Origin of the sequence: Novosphingobium sp. RL4 (assembly GCF_035658495.1) — a bacterium.
In the GTDB taxonomy this organism is placed as follows: Bacteria; Pseudomonadota; Alphaproteobacteria; order Sphingomonadales; family Sphingomonadaceae; genus Novosphingobium.
This window is the reverse complement of the sequence record NZ_CP141944.1, coordinates 460,001-485,038: the sequence shown is the minus strand read 5'-3', so window position 1 is coordinate 485,038 and position 25,038 is coordinate 460,001. Positions and strand designations below refer to the sequence as shown.

The 25,038-nt window shown below is 65.4% G+C and carries 26 protein-coding genes and 1 tRNA gene; 13 read left to right on the top strand and 14 right to left on the bottom strand.

What is annotated here, in order from left to right; genetic code table 11:
- Positions 1 to 44: 44 nt before the first annotated feature.
- Positions 45 to 1,700, bottom strand: coding sequence for a peptide MFS transporter (locus tag U9J33_RS02415; RefSeq protein WP_054441132.1), 1,656 nt, complete (start codon positions 1,698 to 1,700; stop codon positions 45 to 47).
- A gap of 277 nt (positions 1,701 to 1,977) precedes the next feature.
- On the opposite strand from U9J33_RS02415, the gene U9J33_RS02410 reads away from it, so the two are divergent.
- Together U9J33_RS02410 and U9J33_RS02405 are read left to right on the top strand one after the other, a co-directional pair.
- Complete coding sequence (locus tag U9J33_RS02410) at positions 1,978 to 2,259, top strand: integration host factor subunit beta (RefSeq protein WP_054441134.1); 282 nt, start codon at positions 1,978 to 1,980, stop codon at positions 2,257 to 2,259.
- A gap of 95 nt (positions 2,260 to 2,354) precedes the next feature.
- A tRNA-Leu gene (locus tag U9J33_RS02405) sits at positions 2,355 to 2,439 on the top strand.
- A 40-nt stretch (positions 2,440 to 2,479) separates the two neighbouring features.
- Here the strand turns inward: U9J33_RS02405 and U9J33_RS02400 are convergent.
- Together U9J33_RS02400 and U9J33_RS02395 are read right to left on the bottom strand one after the other, a co-directional pair.
- Positions 2,480 to 3,727 (bottom strand): ABC transporter permease, encoded by a 1,248-nt coding sequence (locus U9J33_RS02400; protein ID WP_324697617.1) that lies wholly within the window; start codon positions 3,725 to 3,727, stop codon positions 2,480 to 2,482.
- Positions 3,724 to 4,713 (bottom strand): ABC transporter ATP-binding protein, encoded by a 990-nt coding sequence (locus U9J33_RS02395; RefSeq protein WP_324697615.1) that lies wholly within the window; start codon positions 4,711 to 4,713, stop codon positions 3,724 to 3,726. Before U9J33_RS02395 ends, U9J33_RS02400 begins: the two co-directional genes overlap by 4 nt.
- Before the next feature lie 47 nt (positions 4,714 to 4,760).
- Between U9J33_RS02395 and queG the strand changes: the two genes are divergently transcribed.
- Complete coding sequence (queG, locus tag U9J33_RS02390) at positions 4,761 to 5,876, top strand: tRNA epoxyqueuosine(34) reductase QueG (RefSeq protein WP_324697613.1); 1,116 nt, start codon at positions 4,761 to 4,763, stop codon at positions 5,874 to 5,876.
- On the opposite strand, the gene U9J33_RS02385 is transcribed toward queG, so the two are convergent.
- From U9J33_RS02385 to thrS, 4 genes are all read right to left on the bottom strand, one after another.
- Complete coding sequence (locus U9J33_RS02385) at positions 5,860 to 7,086, bottom strand: NAD(P)/FAD-dependent oxidoreductase (protein ID WP_054441140.1); 1,227 nt, start codon at positions 7,084 to 7,086, stop codon at positions 5,860 to 5,862. The genes queG and U9J33_RS02385 overlap by 17 nt on opposite strands.
- A gap of 326 nt (positions 7,087 to 7,412) precedes the next feature.
- Positions 7,413 to 8,087 carry a spermidine synthase gene (locus U9J33_RS02380; protein WP_054441142.1) on the bottom strand — a complete coding sequence of 225 codons (675 nt, stop codon included), beginning with the start codon at positions 8,085 to 8,087 and terminating at the stop codon, positions 7,413 to 7,415.
- Positions 8,084 to 8,527 (bottom strand): acetyltransferase, encoded by a 444-nt coding sequence (locus tag U9J33_RS02375; protein WP_324697610.1) that lies wholly within the window; start codon positions 8,525 to 8,527, stop codon positions 8,084 to 8,086. The genes U9J33_RS02380 and U9J33_RS02375 overlap by 4 nt, the downstream gene beginning before the upstream one ends.
- A gap of 13 nt (positions 8,528 to 8,540) precedes the next feature.
- Positions 8,541 to 10,538, bottom strand: coding sequence for a threonine--tRNA ligase (gene thrS / locus U9J33_RS02370; RefSeq protein ID WP_054441143.1), 1,998 nt, complete (start codon positions 10,536 to 10,538; stop codon positions 8,541 to 8,543).
- Between the two features lie 389 nt (positions 10,539 to 10,927).
- Between thrS and U9J33_RS02365 the strand changes: the two genes are divergently transcribed.
- Genes U9J33_RS02365 through U9J33_RS02355 form a run of 3 tightly spaced genes read left to right on the top strand, consistent with a single transcriptional unit; the run spans position 10,928 to position 11,739 of the window.
- Complete coding sequence (locus tag U9J33_RS02365) at positions 10,928 to 11,380, top strand: hypothetical protein (protein WP_324697608.1); 453 nt, start codon at positions 10,928 to 10,930, stop codon at positions 11,378 to 11,380.
- Positions 11,377 to 11,568: a helix-turn-helix transcriptional regulator gene (locus tag U9J33_RS02360; protein ID WP_324697606.1), complete on the top strand. Its 192-nt coding sequence runs from the start codon at positions 11,377 to 11,379 to the stop codon at positions 11,566 to 11,568. Before U9J33_RS02365 ends, U9J33_RS02360 begins: the two co-directional genes overlap by 4 nt.
- Before the next feature lie 3 nt (positions 11,569 to 11,571).
- The gene (locus U9J33_RS02355) at positions 11,572 to 11,739 is read left to right on the top strand and encodes a hypothetical protein (RefSeq protein WP_156336813.1); all 168 of its coding nucleotides are present in this window, start codon (positions 11,572 to 11,574) and stop codon (positions 11,737 to 11,739) included.
- A gap of 46 nt (positions 11,740 to 11,785) precedes the next feature.
- Here U9J33_RS02355 and U9J33_RS02350 read toward each other — a convergent pair whose 3' ends face one another.
- A complete protein-coding gene (locus tag U9J33_RS02350) occupies positions 11,786 to 13,117 on the bottom strand; it encodes a glycosyl transferase (protein ID WP_324697603.1) in 1,332 nt (443 codons plus the stop codon).
- A 128-nt stretch (positions 13,118 to 13,245) separates the two neighbouring features.
- On the opposite strand from U9J33_RS02350, the gene U9J33_RS02345 reads away from it, so the two are divergent.
- Genes U9J33_RS02345 through U9J33_RS02335 form a run of 3 tightly spaced genes read left to right on the top strand, consistent with a single transcriptional unit; the run spans position 13,246 to position 15,890 of the window.
- Positions 13,246 to 14,010, top strand: coding sequence for an alpha/beta fold hydrolase (locus tag U9J33_RS02345; protein ID WP_054441147.1), 765 nt, complete (start codon positions 13,246 to 13,248; stop codon positions 14,008 to 14,010).
- Positions 14,011 to 14,028: 18 nt separating this feature from the next.
- Positions 14,029 to 14,901, top strand: coding sequence for a tetratricopeptide repeat protein (locus tag U9J33_RS02340; protein WP_185998282.1), 873 nt, complete (start codon positions 14,029 to 14,031; stop codon positions 14,899 to 14,901).
- Positions 14,898 to 15,890, top strand: coding sequence for an LLM class flavin-dependent oxidoreductase (locus U9J33_RS02335; protein WP_185998283.1), 993 nt, complete (start codon positions 14,898 to 14,900; stop codon positions 15,888 to 15,890). Before U9J33_RS02340 ends, U9J33_RS02335 begins: the two co-directional genes overlap by 4 nt.
- Before the next feature lie 84 nt (positions 15,891 to 15,974).
- Here U9J33_RS02335 and U9J33_RS02330 read toward each other — a convergent pair whose 3' ends face one another.
- The 5 genes from U9J33_RS02330 to U9J33_RS02310 form a co-directional block, all read right to left on the bottom strand.
- Positions 15,975 to 16,316 carry a hypothetical protein gene (locus tag U9J33_RS02330; protein ID WP_324697600.1) on the bottom strand — a complete coding sequence of 114 codons (342 nt, stop codon included), beginning with the start codon at positions 16,314 to 16,316 and terminating at the stop codon, positions 15,975 to 15,977.
- A 39-nt stretch (positions 16,317 to 16,355) separates the two neighbouring features.
- A complete protein-coding gene (locus U9J33_RS02325) occupies positions 16,356 to 17,243 on the bottom strand; it encodes a bestrophin family protein (protein ID WP_054441151.1) in 888 nt (295 codons plus the stop codon).
- Positions 17,240 to 17,443: a hypothetical protein gene (locus tag U9J33_RS02320; protein WP_243692675.1), complete on the bottom strand. Its 204-nt coding sequence runs from the start codon at positions 17,441 to 17,443 to the stop codon at positions 17,240 to 17,242. Before U9J33_RS02320 ends, U9J33_RS02325 begins: the two co-directional genes overlap by 4 nt.
- A 210-nt stretch (positions 17,444 to 17,653) precedes the next feature.
- Positions 17,654 to 17,809, bottom strand: a complete 156-nt coding sequence (locus tag U9J33_RS02315; protein WP_156336816.1) for a hypothetical protein — start codon at positions 17,807 to 17,809, stop codon at positions 17,654 to 17,656.
- 121 nt (positions 17,810 to 17,930) lie between these two features.
- Positions 17,931 to 18,911 (bottom strand): agmatine deiminase family protein, encoded by a 981-nt coding sequence (locus U9J33_RS02310; protein ID WP_185998285.1) that lies wholly within the window; start codon positions 18,909 to 18,911, stop codon positions 17,931 to 17,933.
- Between the two features lie 177 nt (positions 18,912 to 19,088).
- On the opposite strand from U9J33_RS02310, the gene U9J33_RS02305 reads away from it, so the two are divergent.
- From U9J33_RS02305 to U9J33_RS02290, 4 genes are all read left to right on the top strand, one after another.
- Entirely contained in the window at positions 19,089 to 21,800 is a 2,712-nt protein-coding gene (locus U9J33_RS02305) for a bifunctional [glutamine synthetase] adenylyltransferase/[glutamine synthetase]-adenylyl-L-tyrosine phosphorylase (protein WP_324698993.1), read from the top strand.
- Positions 21,797 to 22,282 carry a peroxiredoxin gene (locus U9J33_RS02300; protein WP_324697595.1) on the top strand — a complete coding sequence of 162 codons (486 nt, stop codon included), beginning with the start codon at positions 21,797 to 21,799 and terminating at the stop codon, positions 22,280 to 22,282. The genes U9J33_RS02305 and U9J33_RS02300 overlap by 4 nt, the downstream gene beginning before the upstream one ends.
- Complete coding sequence (locus tag U9J33_RS02295; protein ID WP_324697593.1) at positions 22,282 to 23,073, top strand: ferritin-like domain-containing protein; 792 nt, start codon at positions 22,282 to 22,284, stop codon at positions 23,071 to 23,073. The genes U9J33_RS02300 and U9J33_RS02295 overlap by 1 nt, the downstream gene beginning before the upstream one ends.
- 151 nt (positions 23,074 to 23,224) lie before the next feature.
- Positions 23,225 to 23,941 (top strand): M23 family metallopeptidase, encoded by a 717-nt coding sequence (locus tag U9J33_RS02290; protein ID WP_185998288.1) that lies wholly within the window; start codon positions 23,225 to 23,227, stop codon positions 23,939 to 23,941.
- Positions 23,942 to 24,058: 117 nt separating this feature from the next.
- Here the strand turns inward: U9J33_RS02290 and U9J33_RS02285 are convergent, their stop codons facing one another.
- Positions 24,059 to 24,925 carry an SMP-30/gluconolactonase/LRE family protein gene (locus U9J33_RS02285; protein ID WP_324697590.1) on the bottom strand — a complete coding sequence of 289 codons (867 nt, stop codon included), beginning with the start codon at positions 24,923 to 24,925 and terminating at the stop codon, positions 24,059 to 24,061.
- Positions 24,926 to 25,038: the final 113 nt, after the last annotated feature.

Sequence of the window (25,038 nt, the reverse complement as noted above, 5' to 3'; positions counted from 1 at the left end):
CGATCCGGCCCGAAGAACTCTGGGTTCTCCGGGCCGGTTTTATGTCAGTGAGGTTTGGTTTCCGGGTGGTACCCGGCTTCCTGCGCCTCGAGCCCCAGTTCGCTCTGGCCGGCGAGATCGCGGTCGATGTTGCGATCCTCCAGCGTATCGAGGTGCATCCAGCGCTTCACCAGCGGCGAAAGCGCCAGCACGACGACGGCGACGCCGATCGTCGACCAGCCGATCGTGGAATAGATGCCCAGCGTGACTTCCTTGTTCATCACGCCGCTTTCGCCGCCGGTGGCTTCACCGATCTTGCCCGCCACGAAGTTGCCCACGGCGGTCATGTAGAACCATGCCCCCATGATGAAGCTGCCGAGGTGCAGCGGCGAAAGGCGGGTCATGGCCGAAAGACCCACGGGCGAAAGACAGAGTTCGCCGGTAGTGTGCAGCGCGTAGATCAGGAATACGAACAGCACCGAGGTCATCGCCGCCGGATCGCCGCTGCCTGCGCCCCATACGAAGACGAGGAAGCCAAGACCGACCTGGATCAGCGCAAGGCCGAACTTGGCGGGTGCCGAGGGCTCAATGCCCTTCTTGCCGAGGTACTGCCACAGCGCCGCGAAGATCGGGCCGAACAGCACGATGTAGATCGGGTTGATCGACTGGAAGAGGCTGGTCGGCACCCCGCCGCGGTCCACGAACTTGTCCGTATAAAGGCTCAGCGAACCGCCGGCCTGCTCGAACAGGCCCCAGAAGATCGGGTTCAGCGCGATCAGGAACAGGATCGCGAACATGCGCTCACGCGGCTCCTTGGGCAGCTTGAACGCTTCGTAAAGCGTATAGCCGAGCATCGCGATACCCGAGACGACCAGCAGCGACTGGATCACGCTGACATACTGGATCAGGAACCAGATCACCGCAACCGAGCCGATACCGATGCCGTAGAGTGTGAGTTCACCCTTCTTCGCCAGCGGCTTGGGCGGCTCGCCTCGTCCCTTCAGCGCCGGACGGCCCGCCACGAAGATCAGAAGGCCCAGCAGCATGCCGATGCCTGCCAAGCCGAAGCCCCACGACCAGCCGATCGTCTCGCCGAGGTAGCCGACCAGGATCGTACCCAGCGCGGCGCCGGTGTTCACGCCCATGTAGAAGATCGTGTAAGCCGAATCGCGACGGGAATCGGTCATCTTGTAGAGCTGCCCGACGATCACCGAGATGTTCGCCTTGAGGAAGCCCGAACCGACGATGATCAGCGCCAGCGCCAGCCAGAACACGTTGATCGCCGGGTCCGCCTGCTTGATCGCCGGATCGGCCACGCCGTGCATGCCCTCATAGGCCATGAACAGGTGACCGACAGCCAGCACGATACCGCCGAACAGCACGGCCTTGCGCTGGCCAAGATAACGGTCTGCCAGATAGCCGCCGAGCACCGGGGTGATGTAGACGAGGCTGGTATAGGCGCCGTAGATCAGGTTCGCGCTGCCATCGTTGAACAGCCAGAACTTGGTCAGGTAGAGGATCAGCAGCGCGCGCATGCCGTAGTAGGAGAACCGCTCCCACATCTCGGCGTAGAACAGCACGAAGAGGCCGCGCGGGTGGCCAACGAATTCCTCGCTCTTGCGGGTGGCGATGACGCCGCCGATGGCGAGTACGGCGAAGAGCAGAATGGCGCCGATCGCGGCAATCCAGTCTCCCTCGTTCCAGGTTGCTATATCCTTCATGCGCCCTTCTTTTGTCCTGTCGCCCGGAAAGCTAGCCGGAGAGCTTGAAAGCGGGGAAGTTAGCGGCCAAATCGGCGGTGTAAATGGGCCCCTGCCCGGTGGATTGCCGCTTACCGGCGTCCGGCTGAGCAGGATTTCACTACCTCTGGTGAGCCATTGCGCGAAATGAACCGCAATGGCATTTTCTATGGCTGGCGGACCCGTGTCGCGCGAAATATTATGATTCGCCAATGACCTCGGGATTTTTCCGAACGGCATATTTTTAGGGAAGCACGCGATGATCAGATCCGAATTGCTGCTCGCTTTGGCCAAGGAGAATCCCGAGTTGCGCGCCGAGGATGTCGAACGCGCCGTGGATACCTTTTTCGACGAGATCGCCCAGCGGCTCGCCGATGGGGGCCGCATCGAACTGCGCGGCTTCGGCGCCTTCTCCACGCGGAATCGGCAGGGCCGCACCGGCCGCAACCCCCGCACGGGCGAAAGCGTGGACGTTCCGGAAAAGCGGGTTCCCTATTTCAAACCCGGCAAGGAAATGCGCGCACGCCTCAACGTGGAGTGACGTGATCGCCGGAACGGGGCAGGAACCGGCATAAATCCGGTTCCCCGGTTGCCCCACCGCGCGCGATCTGCCAGATCGCGTCCAATTCTACGCGTGCGGACGTGGCGGAATGGTAGACGCAGGGGACTTAAAATCCCTTTGGGTATCCCAGTGCGGGTTCGAGTCCCGCCGTCCGTACCATTTTCATCACACGCACTCTTTGTACTACAGGCAGGTTCGGTCAGCCGCCCGACTTTCGCAGGAACAGGCGGCGCTTGCCGATTTTCGGCGCGCTTCTGGCAGGGCCGGACTTCATGACCCGCGATCGAAACAGGCGCGCGCCTCCACGTACCAGAAGAACCACCCATGCCACCTGCCATCCGATCGCCAGGACATGTGGCAGGATCGCGGGATCCCTTGCTCCGCGGGCAAGCATCGCAAAGGGCGAACTGAACGGGAAGAGCACTGCCGCGATCTCGATCGCGCTGCCCGGCTGCGTCATGGCGAAGCTCGCGAAGAAGAACACCATGAGCTGCGCCATCGTCACCGGCATCGAGAGCGTCTGCACCTCGCGCACTGTCGTCGCCATCGAACCGATCGACAGGAACACCGACCCCAGCAGCATGTAGGCCATGGCGAAGTAGATCACGCCAAGGCAAACGAGTAACGGCCAGCCGACCGCCGGTTCAGGCATCCGGTCCAGCGAAACACCACCCGCAGCGTAGAGCAAGCCACCCGCCGCCGCCCAGGTTGCGATCCCCACCAGCGAAACCGCGAGCATGGCGAAGAGCTTGCCGAGGAACACCGCATCCATCGGGATCGCGGCCGCCAGAACCTCGATGATCTTGTTGCCCTTTTCCTCGACAAGGTTGGACAGGACCATGCCCGCCAGCATCATCGTCAGGAGGAACAGCAGCGTCTGCGCGCCTTGCGCGGTGGCGAAACGTCCCTGCCGCTCTGTCGCGCTGCTGCTGGCGACAGGCTTGAGCGCGACGACCGGATAAGCAAGCCTACGCCCCGAACGCGCCTGTTCCGACAGCATCGAGACCGGACCGCGCCAGGCCTCGATCAGTCCGGCCGGACCGGTCAGAACCGGCTTGTCCAGAGACCCCGAGACGATGGCGACGACATTCTCCCGCCGGGAGACGAGCGCCTGCGCGGCATCGTAAGTCTCGCCTTGCGCCAGACTGCGGACAAGCTTGATCCGGGGAAGCGCGTCATCGAGCGAAGGCCCCAGTTCCCTGCGCGCGCGCTCCATGGCCCTGGCATCGTCCGCCTGCATCGCCACGCCAAGGACCGGGCGTTCCTGGCTCTGGTCCACCTGCGAACCAAGGCTCCCGGCCAATACCGCAATGATGACCGGGAACAGAGGCCCCAGCAGAAAGAAGAAGAAACTGCGGCTGAAAAGGATTGCCGTGAAGTCTCGCCGGGCAACGACCCAGGCTGCGGCAAGGACCGAAAGACGGCCCATGCGAAAATCCTTGCTCATCGCTGCGCCCCCTCCTGCTCCAAACCCGCATCGAGAGCCTTGGCGGCAGCCTCCCCGGCGATGGCGACGAAAGCGTCATGCAATCCGGCGCGTTCGATCGAGAGCGAAAGGATGCCGGCGTTGCCTTCGACCAGGGCACGCAGGAGCGGTTCGGCGCCGCCTTCCGGCAGCGAGAAACTCCAGAGGTGTCCTTCGCGCCGCGCATCCTCCGGCAGGGCCGCGCGCCATGGGCCGTCCTGTTCCCGCGTTTCAAGGCGGACCTGCTGGGGAATCCGGTCGCGGGCGACGTCAACCGGGCCTGCAAACGGCACTTTTCCGCCGGCAATGATGGCCACTTCGTCGCAAAGACGCTCGGCATGGGCGATGACGTGGGTGGAGAAGATCACTGTCGTCCCGCCTTCCGCGAGTTGGCGGATCATCCGCTCCAGCTTGCCCTGGTTGAGCGCGTCGAGACCGGAGAATGGTTCGTCGAAGATGACGAGGCGGGGCTGGTGCACGAGTGTTCCGAGGATTTGCACCTGCTGCGCCATCCCCTTGGAAAGCTGGCGAATTTGCCGGTCCGCTGCATAACCGAGGCCATGTTGTTCAAGCAGTTCGTGCGCGCGCCTGCGCCCTTCACCGAGCGGCAGGCCTCGCAGGGCGCCGAGAAAGGCAATCGCTTCGGTGGCCTTCATCGCCGGGTAGAGCCCGCGCTCCTCGGGCAGGTAGCCGATCGCATGGGCCATGTCATGGGGACGCTCGGAGCCCAGTATTCTGCGCATTCCGGCATCCGGATCGATGATTCCCAGCAGCATTCGCAGGGTCGTGGTCTTGCCCGCCCCATTGGGACCTAGAATGCCGTAAACGGCACCTACAGGCACCTGAAGGTCCACACCGTCGACCGCGGCGAAGCCATCGAAGCGCTTTACGAGCCCTTTCGCCTCGATCGCGAGGGAGTGCCCTTCCAAGTTGCTGGCCAAGGACCAATCTCCTACTGCGACATTCATGCGAAGCCCCTTCCTGACCGTGTCTATGAACCGGAGAGTCCGCAAGCTTGGTTAACGATGCTCTGAATGTCCTGACCCGCGATCTCGAGGCGCAAGCCCGGGAGCTGGGGTTCTGCGCTTTCGGCATCGCGCCGGCGGAGGAGGATACGGATCGGGCTGCGCGGCTCGATTCGTGGCTGGCCGAAGGCATGCATGGTTCGATGGAGTGGATGGCGGATCGCGCGCATCATCGCCACTCGCCGCAAGGGCTCTGGCCCGAGGCCCGGCGCGTGATCGCGCTGGGCATGAGCTATGCCCCCGCCGGCGATCCGCTGCTGCTTGCCGAAACGCCGGAGGTGGGCCGTATCTCGGTCTATGCCCAGGGCGCCGATTATCACGACTGGGTGAAGAAGGCGCTCAAGAACCTTGCCCGGTGGCTGGTCTTCGAGGCCGACAAGCGCGGGCTGGGGCCGGCCGGCGTGAAAGTCTTCACCGATACCGCCCCGGTCATGGAAAAGCCGCTGGCGGCCGCCGCCGGGCTGGGCTGGCAGGGCAAGCACACCAACATGGTGAGCCGCGATCACGGATCCTGGCTGTTCCTGGGCGAAATCTACACGACGCTGGACCTGCCGCTTTCCGCACCCGGCCCCGATCGCTGCGGATCGTGCAGCGCCTGCCAGGATGCCTGCCCGACCGCTGCGTTCCCTTCACCCTATCGCCTCGATGCCCGCCGCTGTGTCAGCTACCTCACCATCGAGCACAAGGGGCCGATCCCGGAGGAGTTCCGCGAGGCGCTGGGCAACCGCATCTACGGCTGCGACGATTGCCTGGCCGTCTGTCCGTGGAACAAGTTCGCCGAGACGGCCAGCCGTCTCAAGGCGTTCCTGCCCCGCGCCGAGCTCACCGCACCGGAGCTGGCGGACCTGCTGACGCTGGACGATGCGGGCTTCCGCAAGCTGTTCTCGGGCTCTCCGATCAAGCGCATCGGCCGCGACCGCTTCGTGCGCAACTGCCTCTACGCGGCGGGGAACAACGGCAACCCGGCCCTGATGGCGCAAGTGGAGCCTCTGCTGGGCGACCCCGATCCGGCCGTGTCCGAAGCAGCGCACTGGGCGGCACGGCGATTGGAAACCTCCCCACCGGCCAGCGGCGGGGAGGTTCCCGAAATCAGAGCAGTTCCTTGAGCGGCTTTTCCTTGTCGGCCAGCGCCGCGAGATCGGGCTTCGCACCCGCTTCCACCAATTTGCGCCCCTGCACGTAGTCCTTGACCATGTTCACGCAGTCTAGCGCGAGAACCTTGCCTTCCTTGAGGTAGACTACCGAGAAGCTGCGATCCTCGGGATTGCCGCGAATCACCGTCTGGTCGAAGCCGAGGTTGATGCCGGCCGTCTGCAGGCGCAGGTCGTACTGGTTGGACCAGAACCACGGGAAGGCCTTGTACGGCTTCTCGTCGCCGCAGATCGCCTTGGCCACGCAGGTCGCCATGTCATTGGCATTCTGCACCGATTCCACCCGCATCACCGCGCCGCCCGCAAAGTCGCAGGCGAAAGCGGCACAATCGCCGATGGCATAGATATCGGGCAGCGACGTGCGGCAGTATTCGTCCACATCGACGCCGTTGGCGCCCGCTGCGCCCGCCAGGATCAGCGGACCGACCGCCGGAACGATGCCGATGCCCACGATCACCGCCTCGGCGGGAAGCACCGCGCCATCGGCAAGCTGCACGCCGGTCACCTTGTGGCCATCCCCCACGAGGCATTCGACGGCGACACCGGTGCGCAGGTCCACGCCGTGGTCGCGGTGTTCCTTCTGGTAGAATTCCGAGAGCGGCTCTCCGGCAACGCGGGCGAGGACGCGCGGCAGCGCTTCCAGCAGCGTGACCGAAAGGCCCATCTTCGAGAGCACGGCCGCCGCTTCAAGCCCGATATAGCCCCCGCCGATCACGACCACGTTCTTCGTGCCCGCATCGACTTCGGCCATCAGCGTATCGCAGTCCTCGCGGGTGCGCACCGCATGGACGCCGGCGAGGTCCGCGCCCGAGCACGAAAGCCGGCGCGGATCGCCGCCCGTGGCCCAGACCAGCTTGCCATATCCGTAAGTCTCGCCGTTCGACAGCGTGAGTTCCCGCGCCGCGGCATCGACCTTGGTCACTTCGGTGCCGAGCTTGAAGGTGATTTCCTTTTCGGCCCAGAAGGTCGGCGGGCGGATGTACAGCCGGTCGAACGTCTTCTCGCGCGCGAAGTACTCCTTGGAGAGCGGCGGACGCTCGTAAGGATGCTCCGGCTCGCGGCCGATGACGGTGATGGTCCCCTCGAAACCGTTCTGGCGAAGGGCGATAGCGCATTGCGCACCGCCGTGCCCGGCTCCCACGATAACAACGTCTGCCTTGCTCATGGGCGGTGGGGTTCGGGCAATTTTGCCGTGCGGTCAATGCCCCTTGGCGAAATTGAATTTCCCGTCCCGGCATCTCGCATTTGCGGATGATACGCCGCGAACGTATCGGACGGCGGCAGGTCTTCCGCCGATCCGCGCCGTCCGATCCCTGCTCCGAGGCGCTCTCGAATGCCTCGCGCGGGAATTGGGCGCCGCGCCGGCAATTCGAACCGGCAAGATATCGTCCGGGGAGTTATCGACGGGCAGCGTCTCGGGGGAAGCGCCCTCCCCGCCGCGGCATCGGGCCGGATATGTGGGCGAGCGGAGCATTCTCCCGCCCGCTGGCCTCATTCCGGCGTGGCGAACCAGATCACGTGCTTCGGCCCCTTGCCGTTGCTGCGCGCGGGCACCTTCAGTTCTTCCACCTTGAAGCCGGCGCGTTCCAGCCGGCGCGTGAAGGCGGGATCCGGCCCGGCGGACCAGATCGCCAGCACGCCGTCGGGCGTCAGCGCATTGCGCGCCGCCCGCAGCCCGGTCTTCGAATAGATCTGGTTGTTGTCCTCGCGCACCAGCCCATCGGGGCCGTTGTCGACATCGAGCAGGATCGCATCGTAGTCCGCCCGTGCCGCGTCGATGACATGGGCGACATCGCCCATGACCAGGTTGACGCGGGGATTGTCCAGACAGCCCTGCGCCAGTTCGGCCATCGGGCCACGCGCCCATTCGATGATCTCGGGCACCAGTTCGACCACGGTCAGCTTCGAATCCTCGGGCAGGGTGCGGAGCGCCGCGCGCAAGGTGAAGCCCATGCCGTAGCCGCCGATCAGCATGTGCGGGCGCTTGGTGATGCCCTTGATGCGATCCCAGGACATGGTGGCGAGCGCTTCCTCGCTACCCCACTTGCGCGAGGACATAAGCTCGTTGTGCCCAAGCACGATCATGAAGTCCTGATCGTGCTTGTAGAGTTCGAGCTTCTCCCCGTCAGGAATCCACGCGGTGTCGATGAGTTCGCGCTTGATCATGCTGATGTCTTTCCGGGATGGCGCAAGTGAAGGATGGGATAGGGACGGCCGTCCGCGTCGCGCTCGGATCGGCCGGTGCGCTTGAAACCGCGCGATTCGTAGAAGGGCAAGGCGTTGTCGGCCTGTTCGTTGGCATCGACGCAGGCCTGCGGCTCCAGCATCAGGGCATGGGCGACCAACGCGGAGCCGAAACCCCGCCCGTGGACCGCCGGATCGACGAAGAGGGCTTCGATCGATCCGCCTGCGAAGACCATGAAGCCTTGCGCCGTGCCGCCTGCATCCTCGGCAATCCACAAGGGGACCGCCGGGAGCATCTGTTCGACCTGCACGGCGATTTCGGCCTTGTGCTGCGCCGACAGGAAGCCGTGCGTGGCCTCCACCGCCGCGCGCCAGATGGCGAAGGCGCGCGGGGCGTCGTCGGAAGTGCCCGGCCGGATCATCGGCGCCACATCGTCAGCGCAAGTCGGGCGCGGTGGCCTCGGCCTTGAGCATGGCGATGGCATCGTCGAGGGTCATGACCTTCTGGTGCTCGGCCCCCAGCGTGCGGATGGCGACGGTGCCTTCCTCGGCCTCGCGCTTGCCGACCACGACCAGATGCGGGACCTTCTTCAGCGAGTGGTCGCGCACCTTGTAGTTGATCTTCTCGTTGCGCACGTCTGTCTCCACGCGCACGCCTGCGGCCCTGAGCTTCTGCGAAACTTCCTGCGCATAGCTGTCCGCGTCGGAGACGATCGTGGTCACAACGGCCTGAACCGGGGCGAGCCAGACCGGCAGCTTGCCGGCGAAGTGCTCGATCAGGATACCGATGAAGCGCTCGTACGAACCGAAGATCGCGCGGTGCAGCATGACCGGGCGGTGCTTCTCGCCGTCTTCGCCGATGTAGTGCGCGTCGAGGCGTTCGGGCAGCATGCGGTCGGACTGGATCGTGCCGACCTGCCAGGTGCGGCCGATCGCGTCGGTCAGGTGCCATTCCAGCTTGGGCGCATAGAACGCGCCTTCGCCGGGCAGTTCTTCCCAGCCGTATTCCTCGGTGGCAAGGCCCGCGCGTACGACGGCGTCGCGCAGTTCGGCCTCGGCCTTGTCCCACTGCTCCTCGGTGCCGATGCGGTTGTCCGGGCGCAGGGCCAGCTTGATCGAGTAGGTGAAGCCGAAGTCCTTGTAGACGCGGTCCGCCATCTCGCAGAAGGCCTGCACTTCGCCGACGATCTGGTCTTCGCGGCAGAAGATGTGGCCATCGTCCTGCGTGAACTGGCGCACGCGCATCAGACCGTGCAGCGCGCCGTGCGGCTCGTTACGGTGGCAGCAGCCGTTCTCGACGATGCGCAGCGGCAGGTCGCGGTAGGACTTGATGCCCTGCTTGAAGATCAGGACGTGCGCCGGGCAGTTCATGGGCTTCAGGGCCATCCACTGCGCGTCGTCCGAGATGATCGGGCCGTCATCCTCGGTATTGGGCACTTCGTCGGGGATGACGAACATGTTCTCGCGGTACTTGCCCCAGTGGCCCGACGCTTCCCACTGCCGCGCGTCCATGACCTGCGGCGTCTTCACTTCCTTGCAATCAGCCTGGCTGATCGCGCGGCGCATGTAATCCTCAAGCGCGCGATAGATCACGTAGCCCTTGGGGTGCCAGAACACCGAACCGTGCGCTTCGGCCTGGAGGTGGAACAGGTCCATCTCGTTGCCCAGCTTGCGGTGGTCGCGCTTGGCGGCTTCTTCAAGGCGCGTAAGGTGCGCGGCAAGCTGCTTCTTGTTCAGCCAGCCGGTGCCGTAGATGCGCGAAAGCATCGCGTTCTTCTGGTCGCCGCGCCAATAGGCGCCGGAAACGCGCGTCAGCTTGAAGGCCGCCGGGTCCAGCTTGCCGGTCGAGGGCAGGTGCGGGCCGCGGCACATGTCCAGCCAGTCCTCGCCCGACCAGTAGACGGTCAGCGGTTCGTCGCCCGGAAGTTCGGCGGCCCATTCGGCCTTGAAATTCTCACCCTGCTGCTTCCAGCGGCTGATCAGCGTTTCGCGGTCCCAGACCTCGCGGCGCAGCGGCTTGTTGGCGGCGATGATCTTGCGCATCTCGGCCTCGATGGCCGGAAGGTCGTCATCGGTGAACGGCCCGCGCTCCGGGTTCGGGGCGAAGTCGTAGTAGAAGCCATCGTCCGTCGAAGGGCCGAAGGTGATCTGCGTGCCGGGGAACAGCGCCTGCACCGCTTCGGCCAGGACGTGTGCGAAGTCGTGACGGGCGAGGTCCAGCGCCTCCTCCTCGTCGCGGCTGGTCACCAGCGCAAGCTGGGCATCGCCGGTGAAGGGCAGGCTCAGGTCCACCAGCTCGCCGTCGATCTTCGCGGCAAGCGCGGCCTTGGCGAGGCCGGGACCGATGGCGGCGGCGACATCGGCCGGGGTGGAGCCCTGCGGCATCTCGCGGACCGAACCGTCGGGCAGGCTGATCTTGAACATCTCGGACATCGAACTCGTCTTTCCCGTTTCCGGCGCGCTGAATTTCCCTGGCCCAATGGCACAGAGGCGCGCGCGGGTGAAGCTCTGGCGCCGCTATTTTGGCCGAATTCGGGAGAGTGACGCCGCTCGCCCGAACCCCGGGCGACGGTGGCAGCGCGATCAGGCCGCGACCAACCGCCCCCGGGAGCGCCGGGTGGTAGTAGTGGTCGTGCCAGTGATCGAGGCGGTGCGCAGTTGCGTCATCGCCGCCCATGTAGCGACACCGCCCGGAAAAGTCACCCCGTGTTCGGATCCGACCTCGATGTAAAGCACGCTTGACTCCGACGCTCGAAATGACAATGATACTTTACACATTGTAATGCTTCCTTGACCATTCTTGCCAAGAGGAGAATCCGGACATGGGTTCGTCACAACAGGCCCACCGCCGCTACATGTTGCGCTTCCTTCCCATCACCGCGGCCTATGTGGGCGGGATCGCGCTGGCGAGCGCGCTGATTCCCGATCACGCCCCGGCCGATGCGCGGACCATCGCGATTTCCATCCTTCCCGGACTGGCCGTGATTGGCTGGCTCTGGGCGATGGGCCGCCTGCTGGTGGAACTGGAGGACGAATATCTGCGCATGCTCGAAGTGCGCAAGTTCCTGGTCGCCACGGGAATGATGCTGGCGGCGACCAGCATGTGGGGCATTCTCGAACTCTATTCCCCCGAAGTGCCCCGCCTGCCGGTGTTCTTCGTGATGCCGATCTGGTGCGCGGGACTGGCGGTCGGCGCCCTGTTCAACCGCCTCACTTTCGGCGGGATCGGCGGCGACACCGACAAGACCGCGACCTCGGGAACGGACCGTTCGTGAACAATCGCCTGAAAGTGCTGCGTGCCGAGCGCGGATGGAGCCAGCAGGACCTTGCCGAACGGCTGGAAGTCAGCCGGCAGAGCGTCAACGCCATCGAAACCGGCAAGTACGACCCCTCGCTGCCTCTGGCATTTCGCATTGCCGAGGTTTTTGCTATGAGGATCGAGGAAATTTTCCTGAAGGGGTGAAGGATGTCGGGGCGGTTTGGCAGGATCGGGGCCGGTGTGGCATTGGCGCTCGCGCTCGCCGTCGGCCTCACGCTGCTTCACGACAGCGCTTCGGGCCATCGCAAGGCGGAAAGCGCGGAAGCCTCCACAGGCACGGTGATCGTGCGGGTGATCGCGCCCGCCCTGCTCTGATCGCTTAGTGGCCTGCTCTGATCGCTTAGTGGCCTGCTCTGATCGCTTAGTGGATCATCGGCTTCCGCCGCGACCATGCGATCCGCTCCACCGCCGCCGCCACCAGCCAGCCCACGGTCATGCAGACGAACGGCATGACCGGGTAATGGAAGCGTGACTGGCCCGAGAACACCAGGCAGATCAGCGTCGGATAGAGCCCGACACCGTAAGGCAGCAACCACCAGCCCGCCCAGCGCATCCGCTCATGCAGGCGCCGCACGGTCATGACCACGAAGGCCAGCACGAACCCCAGCATGAGCAGGGCGTAGTAGCCCTGATTGAGGTAGCGCACCGCGCGGTAGGCGATCTCGAACCGGGAATAGCCGGGCGCGCCGCCCTGATAGGCCCATTCCGCCTCGCCATCGGGAAGCCAGAGCCGCATCAGCTTCCGGGGCGCCAGCGCCAGAAACTTTCCGGGATTCTCCCTGATCCACGCCGCGCCGAGTCTTCCCGCCTCGGCATCGCGGGATACTTCATCAAGATCGCCGCGCGCCATCAGCCGCTTCACCACCGGCGCATCGGGCGAATAGTCGCCGGTGGCGGTATCGTGGTTCCCGGTGAGCAGGGTATAGCCGCCATTGGTCGACACCGCGACCCAGTGGCCCAGCTCAGCGCGATTGCGGAGCGACCACGGCAACACCACCAGCCCCGCCACGGCGACGACGATCGCCCCCTCTGCCAGAAGGCCGGGAAGCCGCTGCCAGACATGACGGGCACGCAGCCAGTCGATCGCGAACAGCAGCGGAACCACCACCAGCGTCTGCGCCTTCACCAGAGTGGCAAATCCGAAGACCAGCCCGGCTCCGACCAGCTGCCAGCGAGTGGTCCGCACGATCACCGTCCAGCAACCGACAAGCAGCAGCATCGTGTAGAACACCTCGGTCAGGGCCAGGGGCACATAGCCGATCGCATTGGGATAGACCGCGAGAAGCAGCAGCCCGCCGCGCGCCGCCGCTTCGTTGGCGAACAGGTGGCGGCCGAGCGCCAGCGTCACCGCCCCGATCATCATCGCCGAAGCGAGATTGAACAGACCCAGCGTAACCTGCGAGATGCCGAACTGGTGGAACGCCACGGAAAGCGCGAGCGGCCAGCCCGAAGGCCAGAACGCCGTGGGAATGCCGTTTTCCGCATATCCCTGCCCGGTGGCGAGGCTGGCCGCGCGGCCAAAGTACCAGGCGGCATCGGAAGTGGGCGCCACGTCGATCAGCAGCACCGCCACCCGCAGCGCGAAATAGAGCGCCCAGATCGCCAGCAGCACCGAACGTTCGGTGGCGAACCATTCGAGACGCATCGCAAGACGGCTGGGACGCGTGGGGAAGTCGAGAATCTGCGCGGACATTCGGGGGGCGACTTCCTGTTTCAGGCGCTTTGACACTGCCTTATGCCGCGAACCGCGAACGGGGCAACCGGAACTCTTGCAATCATCGGCACTTGTCCTGAAAGCGCTCACCCCCCAGATGAGCCGCCATGACCGACACGCGTTATCTGGAGCTGCCCGACGGGCGCCGCATCGCCCACCGCTTCACTCCCGGCACCGGACCCACGATCGTGTTCCTGCCCGGCTACATGTCGGACATGGCCGGCAGCAAGGCCACGGCAGTATTCGAAGCGGCCCGGGCGGGCGGACGGCCCTGCCTCCTGCTCGATTATTCCGGCTGCGGCGACAGTCCCGGCGATTTTGCCGATGGCACGCTCACCCGCTGGCGGGACGAAGTGCTTGCGGTGATCGAGGCGGCCGGGCTGGGGCAGGTCGTGCTGGTAGGTTCCTCGATGGGCGGCTGGCTCATGCTGATGGTCGCCGAGGCGCTGGCCGCATCCGGGCCGGACAAGGTCAGGGGCCTGATCGGCATCGCCGCCGCCCCCGACTTCACCGAATGGGGCATCGCCCAGATGGACAAGAACGTTCTCGCGGATGGCGAAACGATCTGGGAAGACAATCCCTACGGCCCCGAACCCACGCCGACTCACCCCGGCTTCTGGGCTGACGGACAGGCCAACCTCATGCTGGAAAAGGAAATCGCCTTCGACGGCCCGGTCCGCCTGCTGCACGGCCAGCGGGACGAGGAAGTGCCCTGGGAGATTTCCGTGCGCCTGTCCGAACGCCTGCGTTCAGCCGATGTGCAGGTCTCGCTCATCAAGGACGGTGACCACCGCCTCTCGCGCGAGTCCGACATCCACCTGCTGCTGCGCACGGTTGCCGAACTGATCCTCGCCCGCGATCCGGCGGCCTGATCTAAGGACCGTCCCCCCATGCCCTTCCTTCTTCCCCTCATGCTGATGCAGTCCACTCTCGACGCGGGCGGCATTTCCAGCCCTTACGCCTCGGCGCTCCCGCGCGAAATCGTCGAGAAGAAGGAAGATCAGGAGCGCAAGCGACGCTCCGAATCCGCCCAGTTCTCCGGCCCGCTCCCGCTGCGGGCGGAGAACGGCTGCCTGCTCGCGGTGGAGGCCGATCCCGAACGATCCGCGGATATCGCCCGCAAGGCCCTTTCCAGCGCGCAAGGCCGCGAACGCGTGCGCGCCGGACTCTGCCTCGGCGTTGCGCTTGCCGACCTCAACCGCTGGGACGAAGCGCGCGCCGCCTTCACCCAGGCCCGCGACATCGCCGATCCCGGCGACCATCTCAGCCGTGCGCGGCTGGGCGCGATGGCAGGCAATGCCGCGCTGGCGGACGGCAAGGCCGGAGAAGCGCTCATGCTGCTCGGCCCGGCAGCCGCCGAGGCGAAGACCGCCAATGACGGCTCGCTCGGCGGTTCGATCGCGCTGGACCGGGCCCGCGCGCTGGTTTCGGTCGGCCAGAACGACGAAGCCGCTGCCGCCCTCACCGACGCGCGCACCGCCGATCCCGACAATGCGCAGGCCTGGCTGCTTTCCGCCACGCTTTCGCGCCGCCAGAACAAGCTGATCGAAGCCCAGACCCAGATCGAGAAAGCCGCGCAGCTTGCCCCGCAAGACCCCGAGATCGGCCTCGAAGCCGGTGTCGTCGCCGTCATGGCGGGTCGCGACGAAGCCGCGCGCCGTAGCTGGAACTCGGTGCTCACCATGAGCCCCGAAAGCCCTTACGCCGCCACCGCCAAGGAATACCTCAGCCAGCTGGGGCCAGAAGGAACATCAAAGCCATGATCCCGCTTTCCGTCCTCGATCTCGTCTCCGTGCGCGAAGGCGGCACTGTCGCCGAAGCGCTCGCCATTTCCGCCCGCACCGCGCAGGCTGCCGAAAAGGCCGGCTATGGGCGCTACTGGGTGGCGGAACACCACGGGATGGACGGGATCGCGGGCGGCGCCACTTCGGTCGTGCTCGCGCACATCGGCGCGGCGACATCGACGATTCGCATCGGTGCGGGCGGCATCATGCTGCCCAACCACACTCCCTATGTGATCGCCGAGCAGTTCGGCACGCTGGCGGCGCTGTTCCCCGGCCGCGTGGACCTGGGCCTCGGCCGGGCAGCGGGTGCGGACGGCCGCCTTGCCAATGCCCTGCGCAAGGACATCCACGGCGCGTCGGAACGCTTTCCCCAGGACGTGGTGGAGCTTCAGGCCCGTTTCGCCGGACAGGCGGTGGGCGGGGTCTCCTCGCCGCAGGCGGACGGGGCGGACGTTGAGATGTGGCTCCTCGGCTCCAGCCTGTTCGGTGCCCAGCTCGCTGCCATGCTCGGCCTGCCCTACGCCTTCGCCTCGCACTTTGCCCCCGCCATGCTCGACGAGGCGGCGCGCATCTACCGCGAGCGGTTCCAGCCCGGCAAGGTGCTGGACAAGCCTCACTTCATGGCCGCCATCAACGTGGTTGCCGCGGACAGCGACGAGGAAGCCCGCTACCTCGCCTCCTCCACCGATCAGAGCTTCGTCGCGCTGCGCACGGGAACGCCGGGACGCCTGCCCCCGCCGATCCGCAACTATCGCGAAGGCCTGCCCGGCCCGGCCAAGGCCATGCTCGAACAGGTCCGCTCGGTCAGCGCCATCGGCACGCCGGCGCGGGTTCGGGATGAGATCCACGCCTTCATCGAGCGCACCGGCGCCGACGAACTGATCGTGTCCGGCGCGATCTTCGACCCCGATGCGCAGATCCGGTCCCTGGAACTGACGATGGACGCTTTCGAGACGGCCGGAGCGTAATCACCTTGCGGAATATCCGGGGGTAATCTCCCGGATATTCGCCGCGACCTTCCGGAATGCGCGCACGCCGCCCGGGCGGCGTGGTTATCCGTTTTGCTTCAGGCGCTCCAGCCAGGCCTGCGCCTGCTTCGGCTCTCCCACCGCGTCTGCCCGGACCGGGCCGCGCGCGGCGAGGAATTCCTGATGGAGCGCGAAGCATTCCATGTCGAGCTGTTCGCGAAGATCGTCGATCTCGTCTGCCAGCTCATTGAGCGCATCGACCATCGGCGCCGCCTTGGCCCGGGCCTGCTTGTCCTTGTTGTGGTCGAACAGGCCCCATTGCCCCGCGGCGGTGACACGCAGCGCATCGACGAGCGCGGCGCGATATTCGATTTCGAGATCGGCACGGCGGTTGTCCATGCGTTCGAGGCGGTCTGCTTTGGCCATGGCTATGCTCCTAGGCTTCCATGGCGGAAGGTCAACGCATCACCACAGGATACCCTGCTTGTCGGGCGTGATCGGCGCCGGCGCTTCCTCGCCGATCGACTGGAGAAGGTCGATCTCGATGGTGCGGCACATGGCGTTCAGCGGCAGATCGTGCACGGTATTGGCGAAAGGATCGACCAGGTCGTCGCCGATGGCCAACACCGCAAGGAACATGATTCCCGCGATCGTCGAGCCGAGCGGCGTGGCCACGCCCAGCGTCTCGACCAGTCCGATCGGCAGCAGGATGCAGAACATGTGCGTGAAGACGATCGGGAAGAATCGGTACTGATAGGGCAGCGGCGTGTTCTTCAGCCGCTCCATCCCGCCTTGCGCATTGGCGATATCGACCAGCACGGCTTCCATCTGCGCCTGCTGGATCGTGTCGATCCAGCCCTTCTGGCGCGCTTCATCGATTCGGCGGCCAGTCTCGTCGAGAATGCCGTTGGCGGTATTGGCCCGTTCCAGCGAGGCATCGGCATCCCCGCGCGAAAGCATGCGCAGCACTTCCGCATCGGGCTTGATGCGGCGAAGCTGGCAGCGCAGCGCGTTGACGTAGGCAATCTGGCGCAGGACGATGCGGCGCTTCAGTTCGGCCGCGTCCGGATCGGGCATGAAGTTGCGCGCGGCGCGCGCGATGTTGCGGCTCGCATTGATCATCAGCCCCCACAACCCGCGACCTTCCCACCATCGCTGGTAAGCCGAATTGCTCCGGAAGCCGAGGAACAGCGCCAGCGCCGAACCGAACAGCGTCACCGGCAGCTCGGGCGCATGGAACGGCAGCACGAAGTAGGTCACCGTGACGATGACGTCCCAGACGAACAGCAATGTCAGCGGTTTCCAGATCTCGCGGAATATCTGGACGGGTTGCAGCGAAGGTGTGACGATCATCGCTTGGCGGAATCCCCTCCTTGGGCCGAGGCATGTGAAAGCGCGACCGAGGTTCCCGAAACCGGCCTCAGGGTGAACCAGTCAGCCCTGTCGATCGCCACGAGAAATCCGAGCACGCCCAGCCCGAACAGCAATAGCAGAAAATTCCCGATGAGCGATTGGCGAAGGCGAGCCCGCTCGGCGTCAGTCATATGGCGCATGGTGAATCTCCTTTTCCAGTCACCGCGAGAGGTAAACTGGGGAAGGATGATTTCGATTGCATCGACCATTCGTGACAATGTTTTGCTGCAACGCAGCAGACACGATGTGCGGTGCAGCAGAAACGGCGAGCCGTAAATCTGCGCGAAAAATGTTCTGAAACGGAAGGGAAATCCTTTGCCGCGCGGTACCCCCGGCGGCGCATCGCCCCGTCAGAAGGGGAGCGAAGCCTTGGCGAGAATGAGCGCGAGTGCGCATCCGCACACAAGAATACCGCGCAGAGCGCCCGCCTGCGTGAGGTTCGAAGCCTTCAGGCCCTGGGGCCGAAGACCATGAGCGCTGAGCGCAAGTGCGACGATACGTGCCATGAACGCCGTCATGGCCCGTGAGGCGTTGCAAATCGGTTAAATCGGGTGGTTTTCGTGCCGGTAACTTCTTTCTACCGGCACGTGGGACTCCGTCCGGCCCTGAGCCGGACGGAACACCCGGTCAGCGGGAAGGCATCTGCTGGCTGGAGCAGTGGAACGACCCGCCGCCCGCCAGCACGGCGTCCGCCATGACTCCCACGGTATCGCGGTCCGGGAACAACGCAGCAATCGCGGCGACGCCCTCGTCGTCGTGCTCGGTACCATAGACCGGCACGACCACCAGCTTCGAGGTGATCGCGAAGTTCATGTAGCTGGCCGGTTCGATCCGCCCGTCACTTTCGACGCGTCCCGGCGAAGGAACCTCGCGCACCGTCACGCCCATTGCCTCGGCGCGGGCCTTGGCATCGGCGTAGATCCCGGCATTCGGGTCGTTCGGTCCCGTCGCACGCGGCAGGGCCAGGACATTCGGCGCCACGAAGCGGGCGAGATTGTCGACATGGCCGTCAGTGTGGTCGTTGATCAGACCATCGCCCAGCCACAGCACCCGGTCATAGCCCAGATCGCGCTTCAGGCGCATTTCCAGATCGGCACGGGTGAGGTGCGGATTGCGATTGGGGTTGAGCAGGCACTGCTCTGTCGTGGCGACAAGCCCGGTGCCATCACCGTCGAGCGCGCCGCCCTCCAGTATCCAGTCCGACGTCTCCACCTCCAGCCCGGCATCGCGAGCCAGTTCGGCGCCGATCTCCTGGTCGCCGTCCATCAGGTACTTGCCGCCCCAGCCATTGAAGCCGAAGCGCATCGCCTTGAGCGCCCGGTTTCCGTCGGCCACGACCAGCGGCCCGGTATCGCGCAGCCAGACGTCGCCATAACGGCGCACTTCCAGCGAGACTTTCGACGAGACCAGCGAAGCCGCCCGCGCACGGTTGGCCTCGTCACGCACGACAAGGCGTACTTCCTGTCCCGATTCGGCGACGGTAGAGGCGAATTCGGCCATCTGCACTTGCGCGGCTTCGAGGAAACCCGGCCATTCGACGGGATCGTGCGGAAATCCGATCCAGATCCAGTCCTGCGGATGCCATTCAGGGGGAAGGGCGAACGTCACGGGGCAACCTCCTTCAGCCGCGGCGCAAGGCTTGTGCCGCGGGAACGGCCGAGCCGATAGAAGAGCGCCGGCCCTGGGGCAATCCCGCAATCATCGGGCCGAAGAGCATGCTGCAATGATCGTCTGATGCTTGCCCTTGGCGACAGTGCCGGGCAGGAAGCCGGGATGGATGCCGAAATGCAAGCAGACTGGGCCGGCGCGATCGCCCGCGCCCGCGCCCACGCCCCCTATCTCTCCAGCGCGCTCGACCGGCTGCCCGCCCTGACCGAACTGCTCGCTGCGGGACGAGGCGAGGCCGCGCTCGACTGGGCGCGTGCCGCCGGTGAAGGCGCTCCCAGCGTCGGTGCGGCGCTGAGGCGCGAAAAGCAGGCCATGGCTCTTGCCCTCGCGATCGGCGACCTTGCCGGGGCCTTCCCCCTGCTCACGGTGACGGGCGAACTGTCCGCCCTGGCCGACCGCGCCCTCGACGCCGCCATTGCCGAGGGCATCCGCCGCCGCGTGCCCGATGCCGAGCCTGCGGGCTTCCTTGCCCTGGCGCTCGGCAAGCATGGTGCCCGCGAACTCAACTACAGCTCTGACATCGATCCGATCCTGCTGTTCGATCCGCAGCTCCTCCCCCGCCGTGACCGCGACGAGCCCGGTGAAGCCGCCCAGCGCGTGGCCCGCGCCGTGGTCGAAACGCTCGCCGGGGTAACCGAGGAAGGCTACGTCTTCCGAACCGACTTGCGATTGCGCCCGGCGTCCGAAGTCAGCCCGCTGGCGATCTCGATAAATGGCGCCCTCACTCACTACGAATCCTCCGCCCTCGCCTGGGAGCGCGCAGCCTTCATTCGCGCCCGCGCCTGCTCGGGCGACATTGCGGCGGGCGAGGCATTCCTTGCCGCGATCCGCTCGTTTGTCTGGCGCAAGAGCCTCGACTTCGGCGCCATTGCCGAAATCGGCCGCCTTACCGCGCAGATCCGCGCCAATACCCGCGGAAGCGTCACTGTCGGTCCCGGCTTCGATCTCAAGAAAGGGCGCGGCGGCATTCGCGAGGTCGAATTCTACGCCCAGACTCACCAGCTCATCCACGGCGGCCGCAACCCCGCGCTGCGCCTGCGCGGCACCCGCGCCACGCTGGACGCACTGGCCGAAGCCGGGCTCGTCCCGCCCGAGGATGCGCGTCTGCTTGGCGAAAGCTACGATCGGCTCCGCACCGTCGAGCACCGCCTGCAGATGATGCAGGACCAGCAGACCCATTCCCTGCCGACCAGGCCCGAACTGCTGGACGAAGTCGCCCGTCTGGACGGCCTGCCGGACGGCGCCGCCCTGATTGCCGAGCTGACCGAAATCACCGAAGCCGTCGGCGAGCGTTACGATGCGCTGGTCATGGCCAATATGCCCAGCGGGCCTGCAATCGCGATTGCCACGCCTCCGCAGGAAGACCTGCGCGACGAACTGATGCATCTGGGGTTTGCCGATCCCGACGCCATGGTCGTCCGGATCGAAGGCTGGCTTTCGGGCCGGATGCGGGCCCTGCGCAGCGACGCGGCACGGCTTGCCTTCGAAGCGATTCGCCCGAACCTGCTTGCCGCCCTGGCCGCGGCACCCGAGCCGGAGCGCGCCATGGCGCGCTGGGAACAGCTCCTCAACAACCTGCCCACGGCGATCAACCTGTTCCGCCTGCTCGAGGCACGCCCGGCCCTGATCGAGCGGCTGGCGCGAATCCTCAGCCTCGCTCCCCCGCTCGCCGATTCGCTTGCCCGGCGTGCTGACCTGCTTGACCCCCTGATCGACGCAAGCGCCTTCGACCTGCCCGGCACCCTGCCCGAACTGATCGCCGAATTCTCTCGCTTCGAACCGGGCGACGATTACGAACGCAAGCTCAATACGGTCCGTCGCAAGGTCGGGGATCGCCGCTTTGCCCTGGGCGTGCAACTGATCGAAGGCGTGAACGACCCGCTGGACATCGGCCATGCCCTCGGCCGGATCGCAGAGGCCGCGCTCGTGGTTCTGACCGACGCGGCGGTAACGGAATTCCGGGACGTTCATGGCAGCGTGCCCGGTAGCGAAGTCGTTGTACTGGGCCTTGGCCGAATGGGCGGCGGCGTGCTCACACACGCCTCCGACCTCGATCTGATCTATCTTTTCACCGGCGATTTCTCGCAGGAATCGGATGGGCGGCGGCCGCTCGGCGCCACGCTCTACTACAACCGCCTGTCCCAGCGGGTGACGGCCGCGCTCTCCGTGCAAACCGCCGAAGGCGCGCTTTACGAAGTGGACACAAGGCTGCGTCCCTCCGGCGAGCAGGGCCCGCCCGCCGCCAGCCTCGACAGTTTCGCCCGCTACCAGCAGGAGCAGGCATGGACCTGGGAGCACATGGCACTCTGCCGCGCCCGTCCGCTCCGCGGCTCGCGCGAAGCTCGCGGCAAACTGGGCACGATCATCCGCGATGTGCTCACCGCTCCCCGCGATCCGGCCCGGCTGCGCACCGACGTACTGGAGATGCGCACCCGCATGGCCGGCCACAAGCCGCCGAAAGGCCCGCTCGACGTCAAGCTGATGCGCGGCGGGCTGGTGGACCTCGAATTCCTTGTCCACTTCACCCAGTTGCGCAGCGGGGAAGGTCTCGATGCCGACCTGGGCGAGGCGGTCCGCCTGCTGGCTGCGCAAGGGCTGCTTCCGGCAAGCCTCGAGCCTGCGCATGACGTGCTGACGCGCCTGCTTGTCGCCGCCCGCCTGCTCGCGCCCGATTCGCTGAAACCTGTGGATGCCGCCTGCATGGCGCTGGTGCGCGCATGTGGCTATGGCGACTGGCAAGACCTCGAGAACAGCCTGGCCCGGGCCCGCGCGCAAGTTGCCGCGGCCTGGCAACAGGCCTTCGACGAAACACTGGAGACCACCCCATGAACACTCGTGCCCCCGGACACTTCGGCATCGGCGACGCATTCCCCGATATCGCGCTCGAAACGCCGGAAGGCGGCACCGTGAAAGTCTCGGACTTCGCGGGCAGGAAACTGGTCGTGTTCTTTTATCCGAAGGACAGCACTCCCGGCTGCACCACGGAAAACATCGATTTCTCGGCCCTGAAGGACCAGTTCGATGCGGCCGGAACCGCACTCCTCGGGGTGAGCAAGGACTCCGCCAAAAGGCACCAGAACTTCATTGCCAAGCACGATCTCAAGGCGCCGCTCGCCACTGACGCCGAGGAAAACGGACTCTCGGACGCGCTCGGCATCTGGACCGAAAAGCAGAACTACGGCCGCACTTACATGGGCATGGTCCGCACCACCTACCTGATAGGCGCCGACGGCAAGATCGCCCGCGTGTGGGACAAGGTGAAGGTCAAGGATCACGCACAGCAGGTACTGGAGGCCGCGAAGGCACTCTGATGACCGGTTCCGTGGCGGCAGCCATCCGCGAAGCGCTGCTCGAATGTAATCCCTGGGCCAAGGCCATGGCCACGCGCAAGGTCGCGCGCGACTGGCGGCTCGGGAAACTCTCCTTCGCGTTCGACGTGGAAATGCCCGACCTGCCCGGACGGCCCGACGCGCCCGAACTGCTGCCCCCGAACCGCATGCCCAAACGCGGCAAGGGCGGGTCCGAGCGCGGCCGGATCGCCCTGTGGCATGCGCTGGCCCATATCGAATTCGTCGCGATCGACCTTGCACTGGACATGGCAGGGCGCTTCGGCGGGGAGATGGACGAGGGGTTCGTAAGCGATTTCCTGTCGGTCGCGGCGGACGAGGCGATGCATTTCGCCCTGCTCGATCGCCATCTGCGAACACTCGGCAGCCGTTACGGCGCGCTGCCCGCCCACGATGGCCTCTGGGAAGCAGCGCATGGAACCCGTCACGCCGTGGCTGCCCGCCTCGCAGTGGTTCCGATGGTGCTGGAAGCGCGCGGTCTCGATGTGACCCCGGCCACTCTCGAACGCGTCCGGGCTAACGGCGACGAACGCGGCGCGCGCATCCTCGAGCGAATCCTTGACGACGAAATCAGGCACGTCCGGTTCGGCGCAATTCATTTCGCCGATGTCGCCAAACGGTTGGACGAGGACCGGGACAGCCTCTGGAAATCCTTGGTTTCCCGCCACTTTGGAGGGGCCGTTAAGCCACCGTTCAACGACTCGGCGCGTCTCGCTGCCGGTTTATCGCGGGATCTATATGCCGGACTTGCCTGATCTAATCCGTTCGGCATAACTCCAATTCGAGAGACGGCGGGGGGTTCCGACCATCTCCAAAACTTAGGGTTTGCGCGGCGTACCTTCGGTTCGCCTGCTTAGAACAAGCGTCGTGGCTTCGCAGCACGCGGCGGATAACAAGGTATTGCGAGTGGTCGTAACGAAATTCTTCGCCAAGTTCCGCGCAGTGACCGGTGCCGTCGCCGTCGCAGGTTCCCTTGTCGCCGCTCACCCGGCGATGGCCAACAGCAGCGCTGCCGCTGCCGATATCTCCGCCCCGCTTCGTGCCTCGCAGGCCGCGAACCAGTCGGCCGGCGGCGGTGAGGACGAGCAGTTCCGCAACCTTTTCAGCTCCTGGCAGAACTTCGAGGAAACCGGCCTCGCTTCCGCCAAGGCCAAGCCCGCCATTCCTGGCGCGGCCAAGCTCAGCGCAGTCTCGATCCCTTCGCGTACTCCGCTTGAAGGCCTCAAGCTGACCAGCAGCTTCGGCATGCGCAACCACCCGATCCTCGGCGGCCGCCGCGCCCACAAGGGCATCGATCTCGGCGCGCCGATCGGTACTCCCATTTACGCTACGGCTGATGGCGTCGTCGGCAAGGCAGCCTGGTTCGGCGGTTACGGCCTGTTCGTTTCGCTCGAACACGGCGGAGACCTCGAAACCCGTTACGGTCACATGTCGCGCCTCAACGTTGCCGAAGGCCAGATGGTCCACAAGGGCGACGTGATCGGCTTCGTCGGCACCACCGGAAACTCTACCGGCCCGCACCTGCATTACGAAGTCCGCGTTGACGGCGAAGCGGTCAATCCGATCCCCTACATGCAGGGCGATCGCATGGCTGCCGCCGAAACCGACGCCCAGGGCGGCTGAGGCAATAGTTCCAGGTCGGTCAGGGACCGCGCAAAGACGGACCGGCCATCAAAGATTTGGAGAGGAGGGAAGAGGCGGTCGCAAGGCCGCCTTTTCTTATGGGCGCGCGAGCATCAGCTATTCGCGGCCCAGCCTGAAACAGGCCGTTGCAAGCGGCGCTCCCGGAACAGGGCTCCGTGTACGATAGATTACAGAGTTCCGGTCCCTCAAGGGCTGCCCTTCGGCTAGAGCCTGTGCTGAGCCGGGGTCGACGATCGTTACATATAGATCGCTCAGATCAGCCCCGCCGAAGCGGACGTTGGTGCAGGCCTTTCCTGGCAATGCAAGGCGCCGGACTTCGCTTCCATCCGGACGGAGGCAGCGAAGCTCACCCGAAGCAAAACCGGTGATCCAGAGATTGCCTTCTGCATCCAGTGCCATCCCGTCGCAATCCGGCATGTCCAGAAGCGTGATCGGTTCGCCCAGGCTCCCGCCCTTTTCGATCGGGAAAGCCCTGACGGCCTTAAAACTCACGTTGAAATAGAGAAAAGAGCCATCGGCGCTGACACTCAGGCCGTTCGCAAACGCCAGCCCGCCACGTACTTGAGAGAGCACGCACTCGCTCGAAAGGTGCTGGATGGATGAAGGTGCCGGTCGCCTGCCGGCGAGGATCGCGGCAAGATCGATCGTGCCGAAATATATGCCGCCAGCCCCATCCGAGCGCATCTCGTTCACACCGGCCAGTCCATCGACGAGATTGCCGAAGGCATGCGTTGCAGGGTGAACCCATTGGATACCCCCGCCACCACTCACCAGCAGGCTGCCATCCTCGTTCAACAACAGCCCGCCGACCATGGAGCGCTCAGGCAGTAAGATCCGGTCCCCTCCAACCTTCCGCACACCGCCTTCCACGACGTCGGTAAACCAGACATCCTCGCCGTCAACGAGGAGGGCTTCGAGATAGAATCCCGTAGCGAGGCATTCGAACTCGATCCCGGCTCCCAAGCGACTTCCTTTCCCAAAGCGCATCATGGCGACGCGTTTCGAGATTGATCATATCGGAGTTTGTGAGGGTTTGCGCGCTATGCTGGTGGGTAGCGCGTGTGCGATGCCGCTGG